The 15,429-nt window shown below is 36.0% G+C and carries 14 protein-coding genes; 12 read left to right on the top strand and 2 right to left on the bottom strand.

The window, feature by feature from the left end; genetic code table 11:
- Positions 1 to 3: 3 nt before the first annotated feature.
- Both MKY37_RS09435 and nhaC read left to right on the top strand, forming a co-directional pair.
- Entirely contained in the window at positions 4 to 1,101 is a 1,098-nt protein-coding gene (locus MKY37_RS09435) for an amidohydrolase (protein WP_340776402.1), read from the top strand.
- 129 nt (positions 1,102 to 1,230) lie between these two features.
- Positions 1,231 to 2,634, top strand: coding sequence for a Na+/H+ antiporter NhaC (gene nhaC / locus MKY37_RS09430; RefSeq protein WP_340779881.1), 1,404 nt, complete (start codon positions 1,231 to 1,233; stop codon positions 2,632 to 2,634).
- Between the two features lie 105 nt (positions 2,635 to 2,739).
- Here the strand turns inward: nhaC and MKY37_RS09425 are convergent, their stop codons facing one another.
- Complete coding sequence (locus MKY37_RS09425; RefSeq protein WP_340776401.1) at positions 2,740 to 3,981, bottom strand: transcriptional regulator; 1,242 nt, start codon at positions 3,979 to 3,981, stop codon at positions 2,740 to 2,742.
- A gap of 89 nt (positions 3,982 to 4,070) precedes the next feature.
- Between MKY37_RS09425 and MKY37_RS09420 the strand changes: the two genes are divergently transcribed.
- The 9 genes from MKY37_RS09420 (at position 4,071) to MKY37_RS09380 (ending at position 13,820) form a co-directional block, all read left to right on the top strand.
- Positions 4,071 to 5,183, top strand: a complete 1,113-nt coding sequence (locus tag MKY37_RS09420; protein ID WP_340776399.1) for a mandelate racemase/muconate lactonizing enzyme family protein — start codon at positions 4,071 to 4,073, stop codon at positions 5,181 to 5,183.
- Positions 5,184 to 5,197: 14 nt separating this feature from the next.
- Positions 5,198 to 5,887 (top strand): GNAT family N-acetyltransferase, encoded by a 690-nt coding sequence (locus MKY37_RS09415; RefSeq protein ID WP_340776397.1) that lies wholly within the window; start codon positions 5,198 to 5,200, stop codon positions 5,885 to 5,887.
- Between the two features lie 349 nt (positions 5,888 to 6,236).
- Positions 6,237 to 7,466 carry an MFS transporter gene (locus MKY37_RS09410; protein WP_340776395.1) on the top strand — a complete coding sequence of 410 codons (1,230 nt, stop codon included), beginning with the start codon at positions 6,237 to 6,239 and terminating at the stop codon, positions 7,464 to 7,466.
- 114 nt (positions 7,467 to 7,580) lie between these two features.
- The gene (locus tag MKY37_RS09405) at positions 7,581 to 9,239 is read left to right on the top strand and encodes a hypothetical protein (protein WP_340776391.1); all 1,659 of its coding nucleotides are present in this window, start codon (positions 7,581 to 7,583) and stop codon (positions 9,237 to 9,239) included.
- 85 nt (positions 9,240 to 9,324) lie between these two features.
- The gene (locus tag MKY37_RS09400) at positions 9,325 to 10,164 is read left to right on the top strand and encodes a MerR family transcriptional regulator (protein WP_340776390.1); all 840 of its coding nucleotides are present in this window, start codon (positions 9,325 to 9,327) and stop codon (positions 10,162 to 10,164) included.
- Between the two features lie 65 nt (positions 10,165 to 10,229).
- Positions 10,230 to 11,420, top strand: a complete 1,191-nt coding sequence (locus MKY37_RS09395) for an MFS transporter (protein ID WP_340776388.1) — start codon at positions 10,230 to 10,232, stop codon at positions 11,418 to 11,420.
- A 256-nt stretch (positions 11,421 to 11,676) separates the two neighbouring features.
- Positions 11,677 to 12,498, top strand: coding sequence for a phytoene/squalene synthase family protein (locus MKY37_RS09390; protein ID WP_340776385.1), 822 nt, complete (start codon positions 11,677 to 11,679; stop codon positions 12,496 to 12,498).
- A gap of 127 nt (positions 12,499 to 12,625) precedes the next feature.
- Complete coding sequence (locus MKY37_RS09385) at positions 12,626 to 13,132, top strand: ferritin (protein ID WP_340776383.1); 507 nt, start codon at positions 12,626 to 12,628, stop codon at positions 13,130 to 13,132.
- A 262-nt stretch (positions 13,133 to 13,394) separates the two neighbouring features.
- Positions 13,395 to 13,820 (top strand): GatB/YqeY domain-containing protein, encoded by a 426-nt coding sequence (locus MKY37_RS09380; RefSeq protein WP_340776381.1) that lies wholly within the window; start codon positions 13,395 to 13,397, stop codon positions 13,818 to 13,820.
- Positions 13,821 to 13,861: 41 nt separating this feature from the next.
- Here MKY37_RS09380 and MKY37_RS09375 read toward each other — a convergent pair whose 3' ends face one another.
- Positions 13,862 to 15,052, bottom strand: a complete 1,191-nt coding sequence (locus MKY37_RS09375; RefSeq protein WP_340776380.1) for a class I SAM-dependent rRNA methyltransferase — start codon at positions 15,050 to 15,052, stop codon at positions 13,862 to 13,864.
- A 114-nt stretch (positions 15,053 to 15,166) separates the two neighbouring features.
- On the opposite strand from MKY37_RS09375, the gene MKY37_RS09370 reads away from it, so the two are divergent.
- Positions 15,167 to 15,412, top strand: a complete 246-nt coding sequence (locus MKY37_RS09370) for a hypothetical protein (RefSeq protein ID WP_340776377.1) — start codon at positions 15,167 to 15,169, stop codon at positions 15,410 to 15,412.
- Positions 15,413 to 15,429 lie beyond the last annotated feature (17 nt).

The raw sequence follows: 15,429 nt of genomic DNA, 5'->3' as shown, positions 1-15,429 counted from the left end.
GAAATGCAAGTAGAAAATCAAATTTTACAGTGGTTTAACCACTTTCATCAGTATCCAGAAGTTAGCTGGAAGGAATATGAAACTACAAATAAGCTTGCAGAAATATTGGATGGTTTAAGTATTTCCTATCGAAGATTTGATGATGTAACTGGATTGCTAGCAGAAATCGGAGAAGGGCCAGAAGTAATAGCTGTACGTGCAGATATTGATGCTCTATGGCAAGAAGTAGATGGAGAGTTCCGTGCCAATCATTCCTGTGGACATGATGCCAATATCTCTATGGTGCTAGGAGCGTTATTGCTATTAAAGGATGAAAAATTAAACAAACGAATTCGCTTTATCTTTCAGCCAGCAGAAGAAAAAGGTAACGGAGCGAATTCCATGATAGACCGTGGGGCTCTCGATGACGTTACACATCTTTTTGGCGTGCATTTACGACCGATTGAGGAACTTCCTTTCGGCAAAGTAGCACCAGCTATACATCATGGAGCGGCTTTATTTGTAGAGGGCAAAATAAAAGGAATCGATGCTCATGGAGCTAGACCACATCAAGGAAACAATGCGATTGACGTAGTAATGGCCATTCAACAAGCACTGAAAAATATGTATTTTTCTCCATCCGAATCATATTCTGCAAAGCTAACAAAAATTCAAGCAGGTGGAGAGAATGCTAATATTATTCCTGGTATTGCAACGTTTTCAATTGATGTAAGAGCAGCAAAGAATAGCATATTATCACAATTGAAAGATCGCATTGACAAAGATTTAAATATCATTCAACAATTATTTGATATAGAAATCGAGTGGGAATTTCAAGATATTACACCAGGTGCTGAAGTATCGAAAGAAGCGTCAGCAATTTCTAAAGCAGCAATAATTGAAACCGTAGGTATGGAAAACCTTGCAGATGAAGTAATTACTTCGGGAAGCGATGATTTTCATTTTTATACAATTAGACATCCTGAAGTGAAGGCAGCAATGATTGGTATAGGAGCTGACTTGTCACCGGGATTGCATCATCCAAATATGACTTTTAACAGAGATGCATTAATTTTGGGGGCTAAAGTTATATCGAAAACGCTTACAAATGTTTCGAAATAGTATTGACTAGCATCTGATTTCCATTTAATATTACTTTATTAACGACTATTAAACGTCAATTTAGAATTGTCTCTATAGTTGTAAGGAGGAAATATTTTGAAGGAAAAGAAAGCGGTTACTAAAAAAGAGATGTCTTTAATATGGGCGATTATGCCGCTACTACTCATGGTTATTACTATGGTTATTACTATTATATATTTAGAACAGGGACCGCATATTCCATTGATTGTTGGAACAACAGTTGCAGCGATTGTTGCGTGGAAGCATGGATTTAAATGGTCTGATATTGAAGAAATGATGTATAAAGGTATAAAACTAGCATTACCAGCAGTAGTCATTATTATTTTAGTAGGACTAATCATTGGTGCATGGATAGGTGGCGGAGTTGTTGCAACGATGATCTATTATGGTCTAAAAATTATTACTCCTGCTTTCTTCTTAGTGGCTATTTGTATTATTTGTGCAATTGTTGCACTTGCAATCGGCAGTTCTTGGTCAACTATGGGGACAATCGGTGTTGCGGGAATGGGTATTGGACTTAGCATGGGAATTCCAGCTGGAATGATCGCTGGAGCCGTAATTTCAGGTGCATACTTTGGAGATAAGATGTCCCCGTTATCCGATACAACAAACCTTGCAGCAGGACTAACAGGAACAGATCTTTTTGTACATATTAAACATATGTTATTTACGACGATACCAGGAATTCTAATAGCTCTTGGAGTATATGGTTTCCTAGGAAACAGATATAAATCAAGTAATATTGACCAAGAGGGTATCAACCAAACAATATCAATGTTAGATCAAAGCTTTGTCATTTCTCCATGGTTATTGTTAATACCCCTAGCAGTAATTGTCTTAGTAGCACTTAAAGTACCAGCTATACCAGCATTGATTGTTGGAATTTTATTTGGCTTCTTATCTCAAATACTCATCCAAGGTGGAAGCGTTGCAGAGGCAGTTGGAGCTTTGCAAAGTGGATATGTTATCGATACTGGAAATGCAATGGTTGATGAATTATTTAATCGTGGTGGATTAGATTCGATGATGTATACGGTCTCCATGACGATTGTTGCCATGACATTTGGTGGTATATTGGAATACTCTGGAATGCTGCAATCCATTATGGATCAAATTTTAAAGTTTGCTAAAACAGCAGGATCACTTATTGCTTCAACAATTGTTGCGTGTATTGCAACAAATGCATCTTGCTCAGAGCAATATATTTCTATTGTTGTGCCAGCTCGAATGTTTTCAAAAACATATACAAAAATGGGACTACATTCTAAAAATCTATCGCGCGCTTTAGAAGATGGAGGTACACTTACTTCGGTCTTTGTTCCTTGGAATACGTGTGGAGTGTTTATTTTAGCAACATTAGGTGTAGGAGTAGCAGAGTATGCATTATTTGCCGTATTAAACTTTATAGTACCAATTATATCAATTATCTATGCAATGACAGGCTTTACGATTCAAAAAATCTCTGAGGCTGAAAAGCTAGCGATATTAAATAAAGAAACTGTAGAAGTATAAAAGGAAATGTGCAAGCCTGGAAAACAAAAGGGAGTTCATATGGAACTCCCTTTTGTTATAAGTCCTATTAAAAGAAGGTGATGTTGCTATATTGATACGTAGATTCTAATTGTAGGTTGGAAAGTTCAGCTCATAAATAGCGCGTGGGCGACCTTGCTGATAGGTCATTTCTTCCCCTATGATTTGGGCATATCCATGATCTGCTAGTTTTTTTAGTATTCGTTCAGTTGTACGTCTACTAACTTGTAAATAGACTTCTAAGTCATATGCAGTAAACTCTGTGGACTTTCTAGAACGACTAAACTGTATGACCTTAGATAAGTTCGCTGGACTTAATGTAGTCTCTTTCGCAATTTGCACTAACTGTGGTTCAACATTTTTTAAACGCACTTGCTTATTACTATATGGATATGGCCCAAGCAATTCCTTAGAATCGGTTAATAAATAGGCTGTATTATCAGTTGCATAAGATAAGGCATCCCTTGCATTTTGAGTAGCTTCCAAAACTGTTTTTCCATAGCCAAATGCAATTTTAACCGTGGGAGAGGAGTTCATCCAAGAAGTAATCAAGTTATTGTTTAAAGCTTCCTGCACATCACCTTGAGTTGAAAATAAGCTATATAAATTGTCGGCTTCTTTTACGGTATTTGCTTGAATAGAGGCTGCAATTTGTTTAACTTTCTCTTCTGATATGGAAAGCTCTTTATTTGTTTGGATATAACCAACTGCAATTTTAGCAGACTGACTTTTGAATAGAAGGGCAAGGGATTTTGTATCCTCTATTGCCTTAATAATGGAGCTTTTCGGATCAATCATTCGAATGACAGAAAAACCATTGTCTCGCAATCTTTGATACACTGCATGAATACTAGTAATCGCTAGCAAAGTGGCGTCTTTCTGTTGTAAACCTGTATGGAATGCAACTATTTCTTCCAGATCGAAAGAGGTATCAATTTTCATTAAAAATGGTGTTTGATCAGTTAACCCGATATCCTCCAAAACATTTTTTACGCCCTCTGGATGGACTAGATCAATGGATAGTTTATGTACGGCGGTTGGGTTAGTAAGACTAAGTGAAAGTAGAGTATTCGTGATAGCGCTTTCATCTTGTTTCAGATAAAAAGTTGGAATAGGTAGTTTTGCGATTGAGTCTCTTGCATAGGTAAATGGAAATGAACCTGAAAAAAATACTGCATCACATGGTTTTATCGTTGGTACTATATCCTTTGCATCAGAAGGTATATTATATGTATAATAATCCAATCGAGTGGATGAAAGTTCATGTTCAAAACTTCTTAAGCGTTCGATGAAAGTGGCCGATCCTAATACAGCTATACGTGTTAACATATGGTCACCTCTTTTTTTATTTTTTAACGACTATTTAACGACAACTATAACGAACTTAATCCAATATGTAAAGAAAGTAGGAAATTCAATTGAAAATTAAAGAAATTGATATTTATGCAATCCGTTTACCATTAGTAGATCCTTTTATCATAAGTTATCATACTTACGATGATATGCCATCTATTATTGTAAAAATAACAACGGATGATGGTTTAGTAGGTTACGGGGAAGCTGTTGCAGATGAGCATGTGACAGGTGAGACTTGGGAAAGTACATATGCATTATTGAAAGATACACTAGCTCCAGCTATTATTGGAGAAAATCCTATGGAGTTTGAGCGTTTACATGAAAAAATGAATAAAGCGGTTTACCAGGCACCTGCAGCAAAAGCAGCGATAGATATTGCTTGTTATGATTTGGCAGGGAAAAAACTTGGTGTCCCTGTGTACCAATTATTAGGTGGACGCTATCACGAAAAGTTCCCTGTCACTCATGTATTAAGTATAGGAAAACCAGCTGACATGGCAGAAGAAGCAGAAAGAAGGATGAAAGAAGGATATTCCTCCTTTAAAATGAAGGTCGGGACAGACGTGCAAGTTGATGTAAAACGTATTCAAGCAGTGCGCGCAAAAGTCGGAGAAGAAGTCGCTATTCGTGTAGACGTAAATCAAGGTTGGAAAAATAGCGCTACTACTATTGTGGCTATGCGGCAGTTGGAAAAAGAGGGATTAGACTGGCTAGAGCAACCGGTAATCGCGGATGACTTTAATGGTATGGTAGAAGTAAAAGCTAAGACAAGTACCCCTCTTATGATGGATGAAGGCTTGCGAAACTTTCGTGATATGCGCGAGTTGATCGAGAAACAAGCAGCACATAAAGTAAATATTAAGCTGATGAAGTGTGGCGGGATTTATCCAGCGATGAAGCTAGCTCATATGGCAGAGATGGCAGGCATCGAGTGTCAAATCGGTTCCATGGTGGAATCCTCTATTGGATCTTCAGCAGGATTTCAAGTAGCATTTTCTAAAAAAGTGTTTACGAGTGTAGAGTTAACAGGTCCTTTGAAATTCTCTAAAGACGTTGGGAATTTACATTATGACGTTCCATTTATACAATTAAATGAACGTCCTGGACTTGGGATTGATATTGATGAAGAAACTCTACAAGAGTTAACTGAGTTCTCTACAAAAGTAACAAAATAAGAGGAAGTGTTTGCGTGAAAGAATGGAAAGGTAAACTTGGTGTGAAAGAATATATTGTTCGTCAATTGACGCAAGAACATCTGGATAGCGTTTTACGTTTGCAGCATGTCGTCCTTGGAGCAATGGAAAATGATAATTTCTTATCGCCATTAACAATAGGAGAATATGAGGATTCGATAGCTCGTAACCTAATGATTGGAGCATTTGTAGACAATGAACTAATCGCCTTCCGTGCATTGGCATTACCACCAATTGATGATCAACATTTAGGATATGATATTGGTCTTTCAAAAGAGCATCTTGAGAAGGTCGTTTATCAAGAAATAACGAATGTTCATCCTGATTATCGTGGATTTGGCTTGCAAAAGAAACTCGGGGTTATCGTCATGGAACTACTAGACGCTTCCCCGTATACGCATGTATGTGCAACAGTTGCACCATTTAACATTGCAAGCTTAAAGGACAAACTAAGCCAAGGAATGGTAATAGGTGCATTAAAGAAGAAATACGGGGACATGCTACGATATGTATTTTATAAAAAAATTCATGTAGATCGTAATAACGAAGAAAGGTTTATAGAAGTTCCTATGGATGCGGTTGAAAAACAACAGCAACTAATTGCAGATGGTTGGATCGGGACAGCAATTTTACAAAAAGATAACAACTGGTATGTAACGTATGAAGGAAAAGGAACATACATCTAAACGAAAACACTCGGTGACTAAATCACTGAGTGTTTTTTTATTGTTTAGTAATTATAAAATCTATTGCAGGTGGATAACTACTTTCAATTTATTCTCCGTCCAGACTCCAGCGACTAGCCCTTCTGACTTGCGAATAAAGGTAAAGATCACTTTAATTGCAATTCATCCAGCGCTTGCTCCAGCGCAAAGCTCGTCACAGAAGAACGTTGTCAGGGCTTACTTAGACGCTTGCGCGTTTGTTCTTTTCTTCCGTCAAATGTATGAGAAAGACTCAAGACTAATGACTGAACTAAATAGCTGAATTTTCAATTATAGTGAAATAATAAGAATAAGTTAAGGAGTGTTTCAATTGAAAAATCTATATAAAGACTCCCGATTCCGGCTCATTATTTTCGCTAACATTGCTTCCTCAATTGGTTCTGGAATAACGATGATTGCGATTCCATGGATGCTTGTATCGAGTGAAGATGGCAATAAGGTATTTGGCTATATAACGATCGGTATGACGATATTGAGTTTTATCCTTACACCATTTATAGGAAATCTAGTAGATAGAGTATCTCGAAAGAAGCTATTAATAATAAGTGAAATCATATGTTTTGCTCTATTATTTATGTTTTCTTTAATAGGTTTTATCGGCTTATCATATGAAATTTGGCATTATACTATTATTTATATGATCGGTAGTTTATATTACACGATTTTTTATCCGACGATGTTTGCTCTAAATCAAGAAATATTTACGAAGGACCAATATAAATCGTTAAATGGAACGATGGAAGTGCAGGGACAGCTTTCTAGTATGATTGCAGGTGCATTAGCTAGTATCTTATTATTAAAATGGGATTTACACTATATTTTATTACTAGATACGATATCTTACGGTGCTGCCATCTATTTTTACTTGAAGTTACCGTATGTGAGATTATCCATTGAAAAGACGGGAAAAGTCGTTAAATCGCAAGTAAGTGAAGGACTTAAATATATATTAGCTCGTCCTTCCTTGTTTATTTTTTTATTATTTTCTTTCATGCCTTTCATTGGTGTGATGCTAACGAATTATTTGTTTCCAGTCTATTTAGTAGATGTACTTGAAGCGGACGCAAGTGTCTATGGGATTGAAGGGATGATTTATGCAATAGGAGCAATAATTGCAGGGATTTTCGTACCGACCTTATCAAGTAAATTTGGAAATGAAAAGACGATTATCTTCGGAGTATGCGTTTATACGATTGCTATATCATTAATAGTCTTCGTTAATTTACCAGTTTATCTATCCTTAATGTTGTTTTTAGCGATAGGTAATAGCAGTACTAGGGTTGCTAGAAACTCTTTCTTAATGGATCATATTCCTAACAATATAATAGGGAGAGTCGATAGTTTGTTTCGTACATTAGGCCTCTTAATAAGAATTTTATTACTTGCTGTATTTACCGAAATGGTATCCTCAGACCTTATTATTTATTGTTTCATTGTTCTTAGTGGGATTTTAATGCTTTCTTTGTTCCTAGTAGTTATATCGTGGAAAAAGAGGTTTAAGGTAAAAGAGAAAAATTGTCCTGTCATAGCAAACACCTAACAAGAATTAGTGCTAAGTATATGCTATGCTATCGTATTATTTATGTATTTGTGAAACCATTTCCCAACTCATCCGTAAAATAACTATGCTTAAAAAAAGAGAGGGTTTGAGAAAATGACCAGTGTATTTATTATTTCGGCAGTTGCAGCGATAATTACCGCATTGTTAGTAGTCCCGTTGACAGCTAAAAGAAAAGACATGATAACTTCTATTATTGGTCTGTCGGTTTTAACTTTTATCGTACTTGCGATTATATATTATGTAACGAACTTAGATCGTAATTGGACAGCATTATGGCCATTACTAGTTATTGCAACATTAGCAGGGATGATTCTATCTAAAGGAAAAGAACAAAAAGCAAAAGGTATTCTATTCTTAGGAAGCTTGGTTTTAGCCATTTTCATGCTAACAGCATCATTTTGGAATGCAGACGAAAAATACAAAGTAGCAGAAATGCAGCAAGAGGTGGAAATTGAAGCATTTGACGAAACGAAGACACCTGCTAGCGTACCGCCAAAATTTGCACGCAATAAAATGAAAAAAGCTTTTGGGCAAGTGCCAAATACGAGCTATTATGAATTAGGTAATTTACAAATTCAAAAAGTAAAAGATGAGTATGTATATATTGCTCCAGTAGAATTTTCGGGACTTTTCAAGTGGTGGAATGGAGACGTGACACCAGGTTATTTTACAATGAGTGCAACCGACTCATCGGATAATCCGAAATTTGTAGAAGCGGACATGAGTTATACACCTTCTTCTTATTTCCATAAAAACTTAGAAAGACATATGCGTATGAAACATCCAACTAAAATTTTCTACGGGGATCCTCAGTTAGAAATTGATGAGGATGGAAAACCATATTACATCCGATCCTATGGTAGTTTCATCGCTGCGCGAAATGGATTTGAGGTAAAAGGAATCGTGGTGGTAGATCCCGCTACAGGTCAGACAGATTCCTATAAAATTGCAGATGTACCAGCATTTATAGATGGTGCAGTATCTCCAGAAACAGTGAGCTTGCAAAATAGTTATTTTGGTAAATATGTACATGGGTTTATCAATAGTCTCTTTGGTAAAAAAGATGTGAAACTTCCATCAGATGAAGGAACCGAAGCGAATGTAAGTCCAATTTTCGCTGAAGATGGTCAAATGTATTATTTCACAGACTTTACGAGTCCGAAAGAGGGAGTAGACTCGATGCTCGGTTATTCCTTAACAGATGGTCGAACAGGTGAGGCTACTTTCTATACAGGGAATCTAGAGGATTCTTATATGGATTCTCAAGGAGCTCTACAAATTATTGAAAAGAAATTCATCGAGAAGAAATGGTCTGGCGAGATGCCTGTATTGTACAACTTTTACGGAGAAGCTAGCTGGTTAACACCGGTATTGGACTCTAATGGATTCCTGCAAAATTACTTTATAGTATCAGCTGCAAATCCAGAGATTTCTGTATATGGTAATACGCCAAACGAAGCACTAAAGCTATATAAAATAGCGATTCAACGTGGAGGAAGCTCAGTAGACGGAAGCTCCAATGCTGAAGAGAAATCGATAGCTGGTACAGTTGTACGTGTCTTTAAAGAACGTGTAGGTGAATTTACTCAAGTATCGTTCTTATTAGAAAACAAACAAAGTTATATTGTATCTTCCGAAGTTGCACCCCTTGCAGTTTATATGCAAGAAGGAGATAAAGTACAAGTGACATTCTTAAATACAGAAGAACTTTTCTTGCCAGTAAAAGAGGTAAATATTCAAGGAATTGAATAGTAGAACAATAAAAGCTATCCTATATTCAATAGGATAGCTTTTATTAGAGCTTATAAAACTGCTTGTTTAGAAACAGGGGGATTATTTGAAAGTTCATTATTTAACGATAGGCGAGGTAGCAAAGCTAAGTAATATTTCGATTCAAACTTTACGATACTATGATCAGATAAACTTGTTTAAACCTATGGAAAAAAATTTAAGTAACCACTATAGATACTACCAAAACACACAATTATATTACTTGGATATTATAAAGTCATTGAAGTATCTTGGGTTATCGCTTAAGGAAGTTAAATCCGTTTTAACATTGAAACCAGAAGAGTTAGTTGAATATCTAGAGAACCAGGAGAAAAGAATTGAAGAACAATTTCAACGACTAAACAAGACGAAGCAGGTGCTACAGCGGAAAAAAGAGCAAATACAAGCCTTTGTATTGGATTCAAATATGATGACCGTAAGCATTAAGAAAGAACCAGCTCAAAAAATAGTAAAGATTAAAACCTACAATATGAAAGTCGATGATATTCCAAATAAGGAATATGGGCGTATAAGTAAGGTGTTAGAGGAAGAGGGCAGCATATTTGATACATTGTATGGTGGAGCTTTTCCTTTCCAAAGGTATGAATCATTAAATGACATCAACTATGATTATTTATTTACTTATATTGTGACAAATAAGGATTTTGAAGAAAAATATGAAGATGTGGAAATTAGTACACTTCCAGCTGGAGATTATCTTAGCATTTCTTTTGTTTTAAAGGACGATGAATACGAGGCGTGCTATCAGAAGTTAATAGACTATATAGAGCAACACCAATTAGTCGTCGCCCCCATTGTATATGATGTTTGGATGCCGATAAATTACACGGCTTCCAAAGAGGATGAATTCTTAGTAGAACTAAAAATACCTTTTCAAACTACTTGACCCTATAGTTACTATAGGGTTTATTTTATTTATATGCTGAATCTGGATTTGAAGGAGTTTTGAAGATGGTTTCTCAAAGAAATAGTCTAAATAAGGTAATTTATTTAGTATTAGTAAATTTATTTATTGTATTTTTAGGAATAGGACTAATTATTCCTGTTATGCCCACATTAATGCGGGAGATGAGCCTAGAAGGTTCTACGATGGGGTATTTAGTTGCGGCCTTTGCATTTGCCCAATTATTGGTTTCTCCAATCGCAGGTAAATGGGTTGACTCGTTTGGCCGTAAAAAAATGATTGTAATTGGTATGTTTATATTCGGATTATCGGAAATGCTCTTCGGTTTTGGGCAAGATGTGAAGATATTATATATTTCAAGAATACTAGGAGGTATAAGTGCTGCATTCATTATGCCTGCCGTGACAGCTTATGTTGCAGATGTTACCACTTTAAGAGAACGACCAAAAGCAATGGGTTATGTTGCGGCAGCAATCAGTGCTGGGTTCATCATTGGACCGGGAATTGGTGGCTTTTTAGCTGAACATGGCACTAGACTTCCCTTCTTTGTTGCCGCGGCACTAGGATTTTTAGGAGCAATATTCTCACTTGTTATTTTGAAAGAACCTAAAAGGGTGAGTGTAGAAAGAGAAGGAGAGTTAGTTAAACCAGGTTTTAGAAAAGTTTTAGAACCAATATATTTGATCCCGATGATTATTATTCTAGTATCTAGCTTTGGATTAGCTGCTTTTGAAACCGTTTATTCCCTATTTGTAGATCATAAATACGGATTTACACCAAAGGATATTGCATTAATCATTACTGTCAGTGGTGTTCTGGGAATAATATTCCAAGTGCTAACCTTCGATCGTGTTGTAGGAAAAATTGGAGAAATTAGATTAATTCAAGTTTGTATAGGTGTATCAACGATTTTCATTTTTGCGATGATAAAGGTTTCTGCTTACTGGTCCATATTACTCGTAACCTTTGTGATTTTCTTGTTGTTTGACTTAATGAGACCTGCGCTGACAACGTATTTATCTAAAATAGCTGGAAATGAGCAAGGCTTTGTTGGGGGACTAAACTCTACATTTACGAGTATTGGTAATATTATTGGACCAAGTATTGCAGGGATTTTGTTTGACGTGCATATTGATTATCCATACGTATTAGCGATGATTATACTCGCAATTAGCTTTGTAATATCGTTATTTTGGAGGGAACAAAAAACAGTATATAAAGAAACAGTAAAACAATAAAATAGTTGAACTTTTACCTTGTCCTTCTTTGCAAATGGTAGTCATTTTATCTTTTCGCAAAAATCCTATACAATGGAGTGTAAAGGATTCAAGTTAAGCCTCTGGCGGCGGATGTCACAGCTTTTGAAGAGAATTTGTAAAGTATGTCGTACCCATGCGACTATGGCTACCTGACCTGCATCACGCAGGCCAAAGTACACTTCAAAATCTGGACGCAATTACGCTGAGGCTAAATGAATGAAACGGGGGACTAGTCGTGCATGATGTAGCAACGTTACAAAAAGAAGCGATGGACATGCTAAAGAAAACAAGTAGAACTTTTTATATTCCAATTACTTTTTTAGAACCTAAACTAAAAAAGGCGGTTGCTTCTGCTTATTTATGCATGCGTGCGATAGACGAGATTGAAGATCATGAATCATTAGATCCACAAGATAAACAGGAAATACTGCTATCTACAAGTAAACTATTGTTAGCAGATTTTGATAAACAAGCGTATGGAGAACTAGTTGAAGACTATCAAGATATACTTCCTCCAGTATCTCTTAGATTAGGGGACTGGTTGGAAATTTGCCCGGCTGATTTATTAGAAACTGTAAAAACCTATACTAGTGAAATGGCAGAAGGAATGGCTAAATGGGTAGGTAAGAACTGGCAAGTGAAGACAAAAGAAGATCTCGATGAGTATACCTATTATGTAGCAGGTCTTGTTGGTGTGATGCTTTCGGATTTATGGAAGTGGAGTGCAGATATAAATACAGACCGTAATTTAGCAATTGCATATGGACGCGGTCTTCAAGCAGTTAATATATTGCGAAACAAGGACGAAGATAGCGAACGTGGTGTACAATTCTTCCCAGAAGGATGGACAAGAGCAGACATGTTCGATTATGCAGAAGACAATTTAGCACAAGCAGATGAATACATCAAGAGTATCAACCGCAAAAGTATATTGTTATTCTGTAAATTACCTCTTGCACTCGCTCACAAAACACTGAAAGCACTAAAGAACGGGAAAGAAAAAATGACCCGATCAGAGGTAGAGCAAACTGTAGAGGAAGTACAAGCGGAGGTTTAAGAGCATACTTGAAACAAAATCTATTGAGTAATTGATAATCATTATCACTTATTATTTGTTTTTAAAATGGATTAAGTTGTATACTTAAAGGGAAATTGAATCTTTCTACTATGAGAGGAGTTTAACTATGCTGTCTAAAAATTTACATAAAGCATTAAACGATCAAATGAACTTTGAGTTTTATTCTGCACATACCTATCTTGCTGCGGCTGCTTATTGTACGGCTGAAGCATACGATGGATTTGCTAATTTCTTTTTAGTTCAGGCAGAAGAAGAACGTTTCCATGCTATGAAATTTTATAACTTTTTAAGTGACTTAGGCTACCGAGCTACAATTGATGGATTTGACAAGCCGGGCAATGAGTTTTCTTCGACTTTAGACGTTTTTGAAACTTCTTTAAAACATGAAAAAGAAGTGACGCGTCGAATTTATCATCTATCTGATATTGCATTAGATGAACGTGAACATGCAACTATGGCATTCTTAAAATGGTTCATTGATGAGCAAGTAGAGGAAGAGGCATCATTTGATACTCTAATTAACAAAATTAAACGTATTGAAAATGATTCTAATGCTATGTTTATGCTAGACTCTGAGTTAGCAACCAGAACATTCACACCGGACGAAGCATAATACATAGTTTCGGATAAAGTGAAACTTTATCCAGTCTGCCATTAGTGCGGGATAAATTAATATCGCTTTTCTAAAAAGCTCTAGTGTTCTGAAGTTTTCTTCGCTCACTTGGAGCTTTTCTTCAATTATTGTAGTGTGATCTACTTAATTCTTGGCGTACCTACGTAGGGAGAAGCATGACTGAGGAAAGATTCTAGACTAATTGATTTATTTTCTATACCATTAGCAAATAAACAAGTACAAAGGAGAGGAAGTAAAAAATATGTTAAAAACGATTGTTTTCGACCAAATAAAACGCGCGATGAAAGAAAAAGATGTACTAGCTAAGGGAGTATTAACCATACTAAAATCTGCACTGGATAATGCGGAAAAAGAAAAAGGATCTGCCCTTACACCAGAAGAAGAAATTGCCATCGTAAATAGAGAAGTGAAACAAACAAACCAGGCTTTAGAAGGTGCAAAAGAAGCAAATCGTGAGGATTTAATAGAAAAAGAAAATGCAAAACTAAAACTACTAGCAAGCTTCTTGCCAAAACAATTAACTGAAGAAGAAATTGTGACGATCTTAACTGAAGCTGGAGTTACAAAAGGCATGAACATGGGAGATGCAATGAAAATTGCTAAGCCATTACTTACAGGAAAAGCTGATGGATCCACTATGTCTAAAGTAGTGAAAAGCATGATTTAACAAAAAAGAGGGCGCAAATGCGTCCTCCTTTCTAAAAACATTTACTTCACTTTTATGAACAGCACCTTCAAATAATTACCCTCTTTAAAAAGGGGAGAGGTTCTGAAATCGCTTGGAAGGGAAAACTCTTCCTCAATTGTGTATTTTCGGTTACTCTCCTTAAAAGCTTTTTCCACAAACGTTTTGAATTTTTTCATACCAAATGTAGCATTATTAGTAGATGCTACAATAACACCATTTTTTTCTGTAATATTAATAGCATCCATTAGTAATTTTGTATAGTCTTTAGCAGAACTAAATGTATACTTTTTTGAACGTGCAAAGCTAGGTGGATCGAGAATGACCATATCAAAGGATAATTCCTTCCGTTTCGCGTATTTAAAATAATCAAATACATCCATCACGATAATGTCTTGCTTTTCGACATCGATTCCATTTACTTCAAATTGTTCAGTCGTTTTACTTAAGCTTCGTTTGGCAAGATCGACACTGGTTGTTTTTGTAGCACCACCAGATGCAGCAAATACAGAAAAAGCTCCAGTATACGAGAATGTATTCAGTACTGTTTTTCCTTTCGAATAGTTATCTCGAATTGTTTTACGAACATCGCGTTGGTCTAAAAACACCCCAACCATTGCTCCATCATTTAAGTAAATAGCAAAGTGCTGCCCATTTTCTTTTACGTTGAGTGGAAACTCTCCGCGTTCACCTTTAACGAAATCATCGTCTTCGACATATTGACCCTTTGTATCAAAACGTTTCTTTTCATAAATTCCTTTATAAGAAACTGAAGCTTCTAATGCTTCCAAAATCATATCTTTAAAGGAATAAATACCCTCACTATACCAGCTGATTAAATAGAATCCATCAAAATAGTCAATGATTAAACCGCCGATACCGTCTCCTTCACCGTTGAATATACGAAAGGCTGTTGTATCAGTATTATGATAATAATCCTCACGATGACTAATTGCTGTAGCTATTTTCTTTTGGAAAAAGGATTTGTCAATTTTTTCATTTTCATTTTTCGTTAACAGCCAGCCAATCCCTTTATTTTGTTTTCCGACATAGCCTTTACCGATAAATTTGCCAGCAGCATTTTTCAGCTTTAAAATGCTTCCTTCCTCAAGAGATTCTGTCTCGTGGAAGCCGTCTTTCATTAAAATCGGAACGCCTTTTTGTAAATCTTGGGCAAGTGTTTCAGTTACTTTGATATCTAATTCATTTCGCATCATTGTAGTCATCCTCATATGTTTTTTTATATATTATCTCATACGTATGGGTAAAAACCCTTGATAGTCTTATGGTACAATATACTATACATGCGAAGAGGAAGGAAGTTTGCTATGAAAAAGTCAAAACTAATCCCGCCAATTATGATTGTTGTGGCGGTGTTGGCAACTATAATTTTAAACCAAGAAGAATATTCGGAAGTAACAATTATAAATAGAATACTTATCATTGTAGGAGCAGCTATCGTGTCTTCCATAATTGGCTATTTTCTACTAGGATCTGATGTAGATAAAGTTGACCCGAAACCAACTAATAATACGATTAGCAAAATCGACAAGAAAAACAGTAACAGAAAATAGTGAGCTTCCAAATAAAT

This window comes from Psychrobacillus sp. FSL K6-2836 (genome assembly GCF_038003085.1).
Lineage (GTDB): Bacteria > Bacillota > Bacilli > Bacillales_A > Planococcaceae > Psychrobacillus.
Note: the sequence above shows the minus strand (reverse complement) of the source record. Positions and strands in the feature narration are given on the sequence as shown.

Coding starts and splice junctions, on each gene's coding strand:
- MKY37_RS09435 (WP_340776402.1), top strand. CDS start 4: ATGCAAGTAGAAAATCAAATTTTACAGTGGTTTAACCACTTTCATCAG.
- nhaC (WP_340779881.1), top strand. CDS start 1,231: ATGTCTTTAATATGGGCGATTATGCCGCTACTACTCATGGTTATTACT.
- MKY37_RS09425 (WP_340776401.1), bottom strand. CDS start 3,981: ATGTTAACACGTATAGCTGTATTAGGATCGGCCACTTTCATCGAACGC.
- MKY37_RS09405 (WP_340776391.1), top strand. CDS start 7,581: ATGACCAGTGTATTTATTATTTCGGCAGTTGCAGCGATAATTACCGCA.
- MKY37_RS09395 (WP_340776388.1), top strand. CDS start 10,230: ATGGTTTCTCAAAGAAATAGTCTAAATAAGGTAATTTATTTAGTATTA.
- MKY37_RS09385 (WP_340776383.1), top strand. CDS start 12,626: ATGCTGTCTAAAAATTTACATAAAGCATTAAACGATCAAATGAACTTT.
- MKY37_RS09380 (WP_340776381.1), top strand. CDS start 13,395: ATGTTAAAAACGATTGTTTTCGACCAAATAAAACGCGCGATGAAAGAA.
- MKY37_RS09375 (WP_340776380.1), bottom strand. CDS start 15,052: ATGCGAAATGAATTAGATATCAAAGTAACTGAAACACTTGCCCAAGAT.
- MKY37_RS09370 (WP_340776377.1), top strand. CDS start 15,167: ATGAAAAAGTCAAAACTAATCCCGCCAATTATGATTGTTGTGGCGGTG.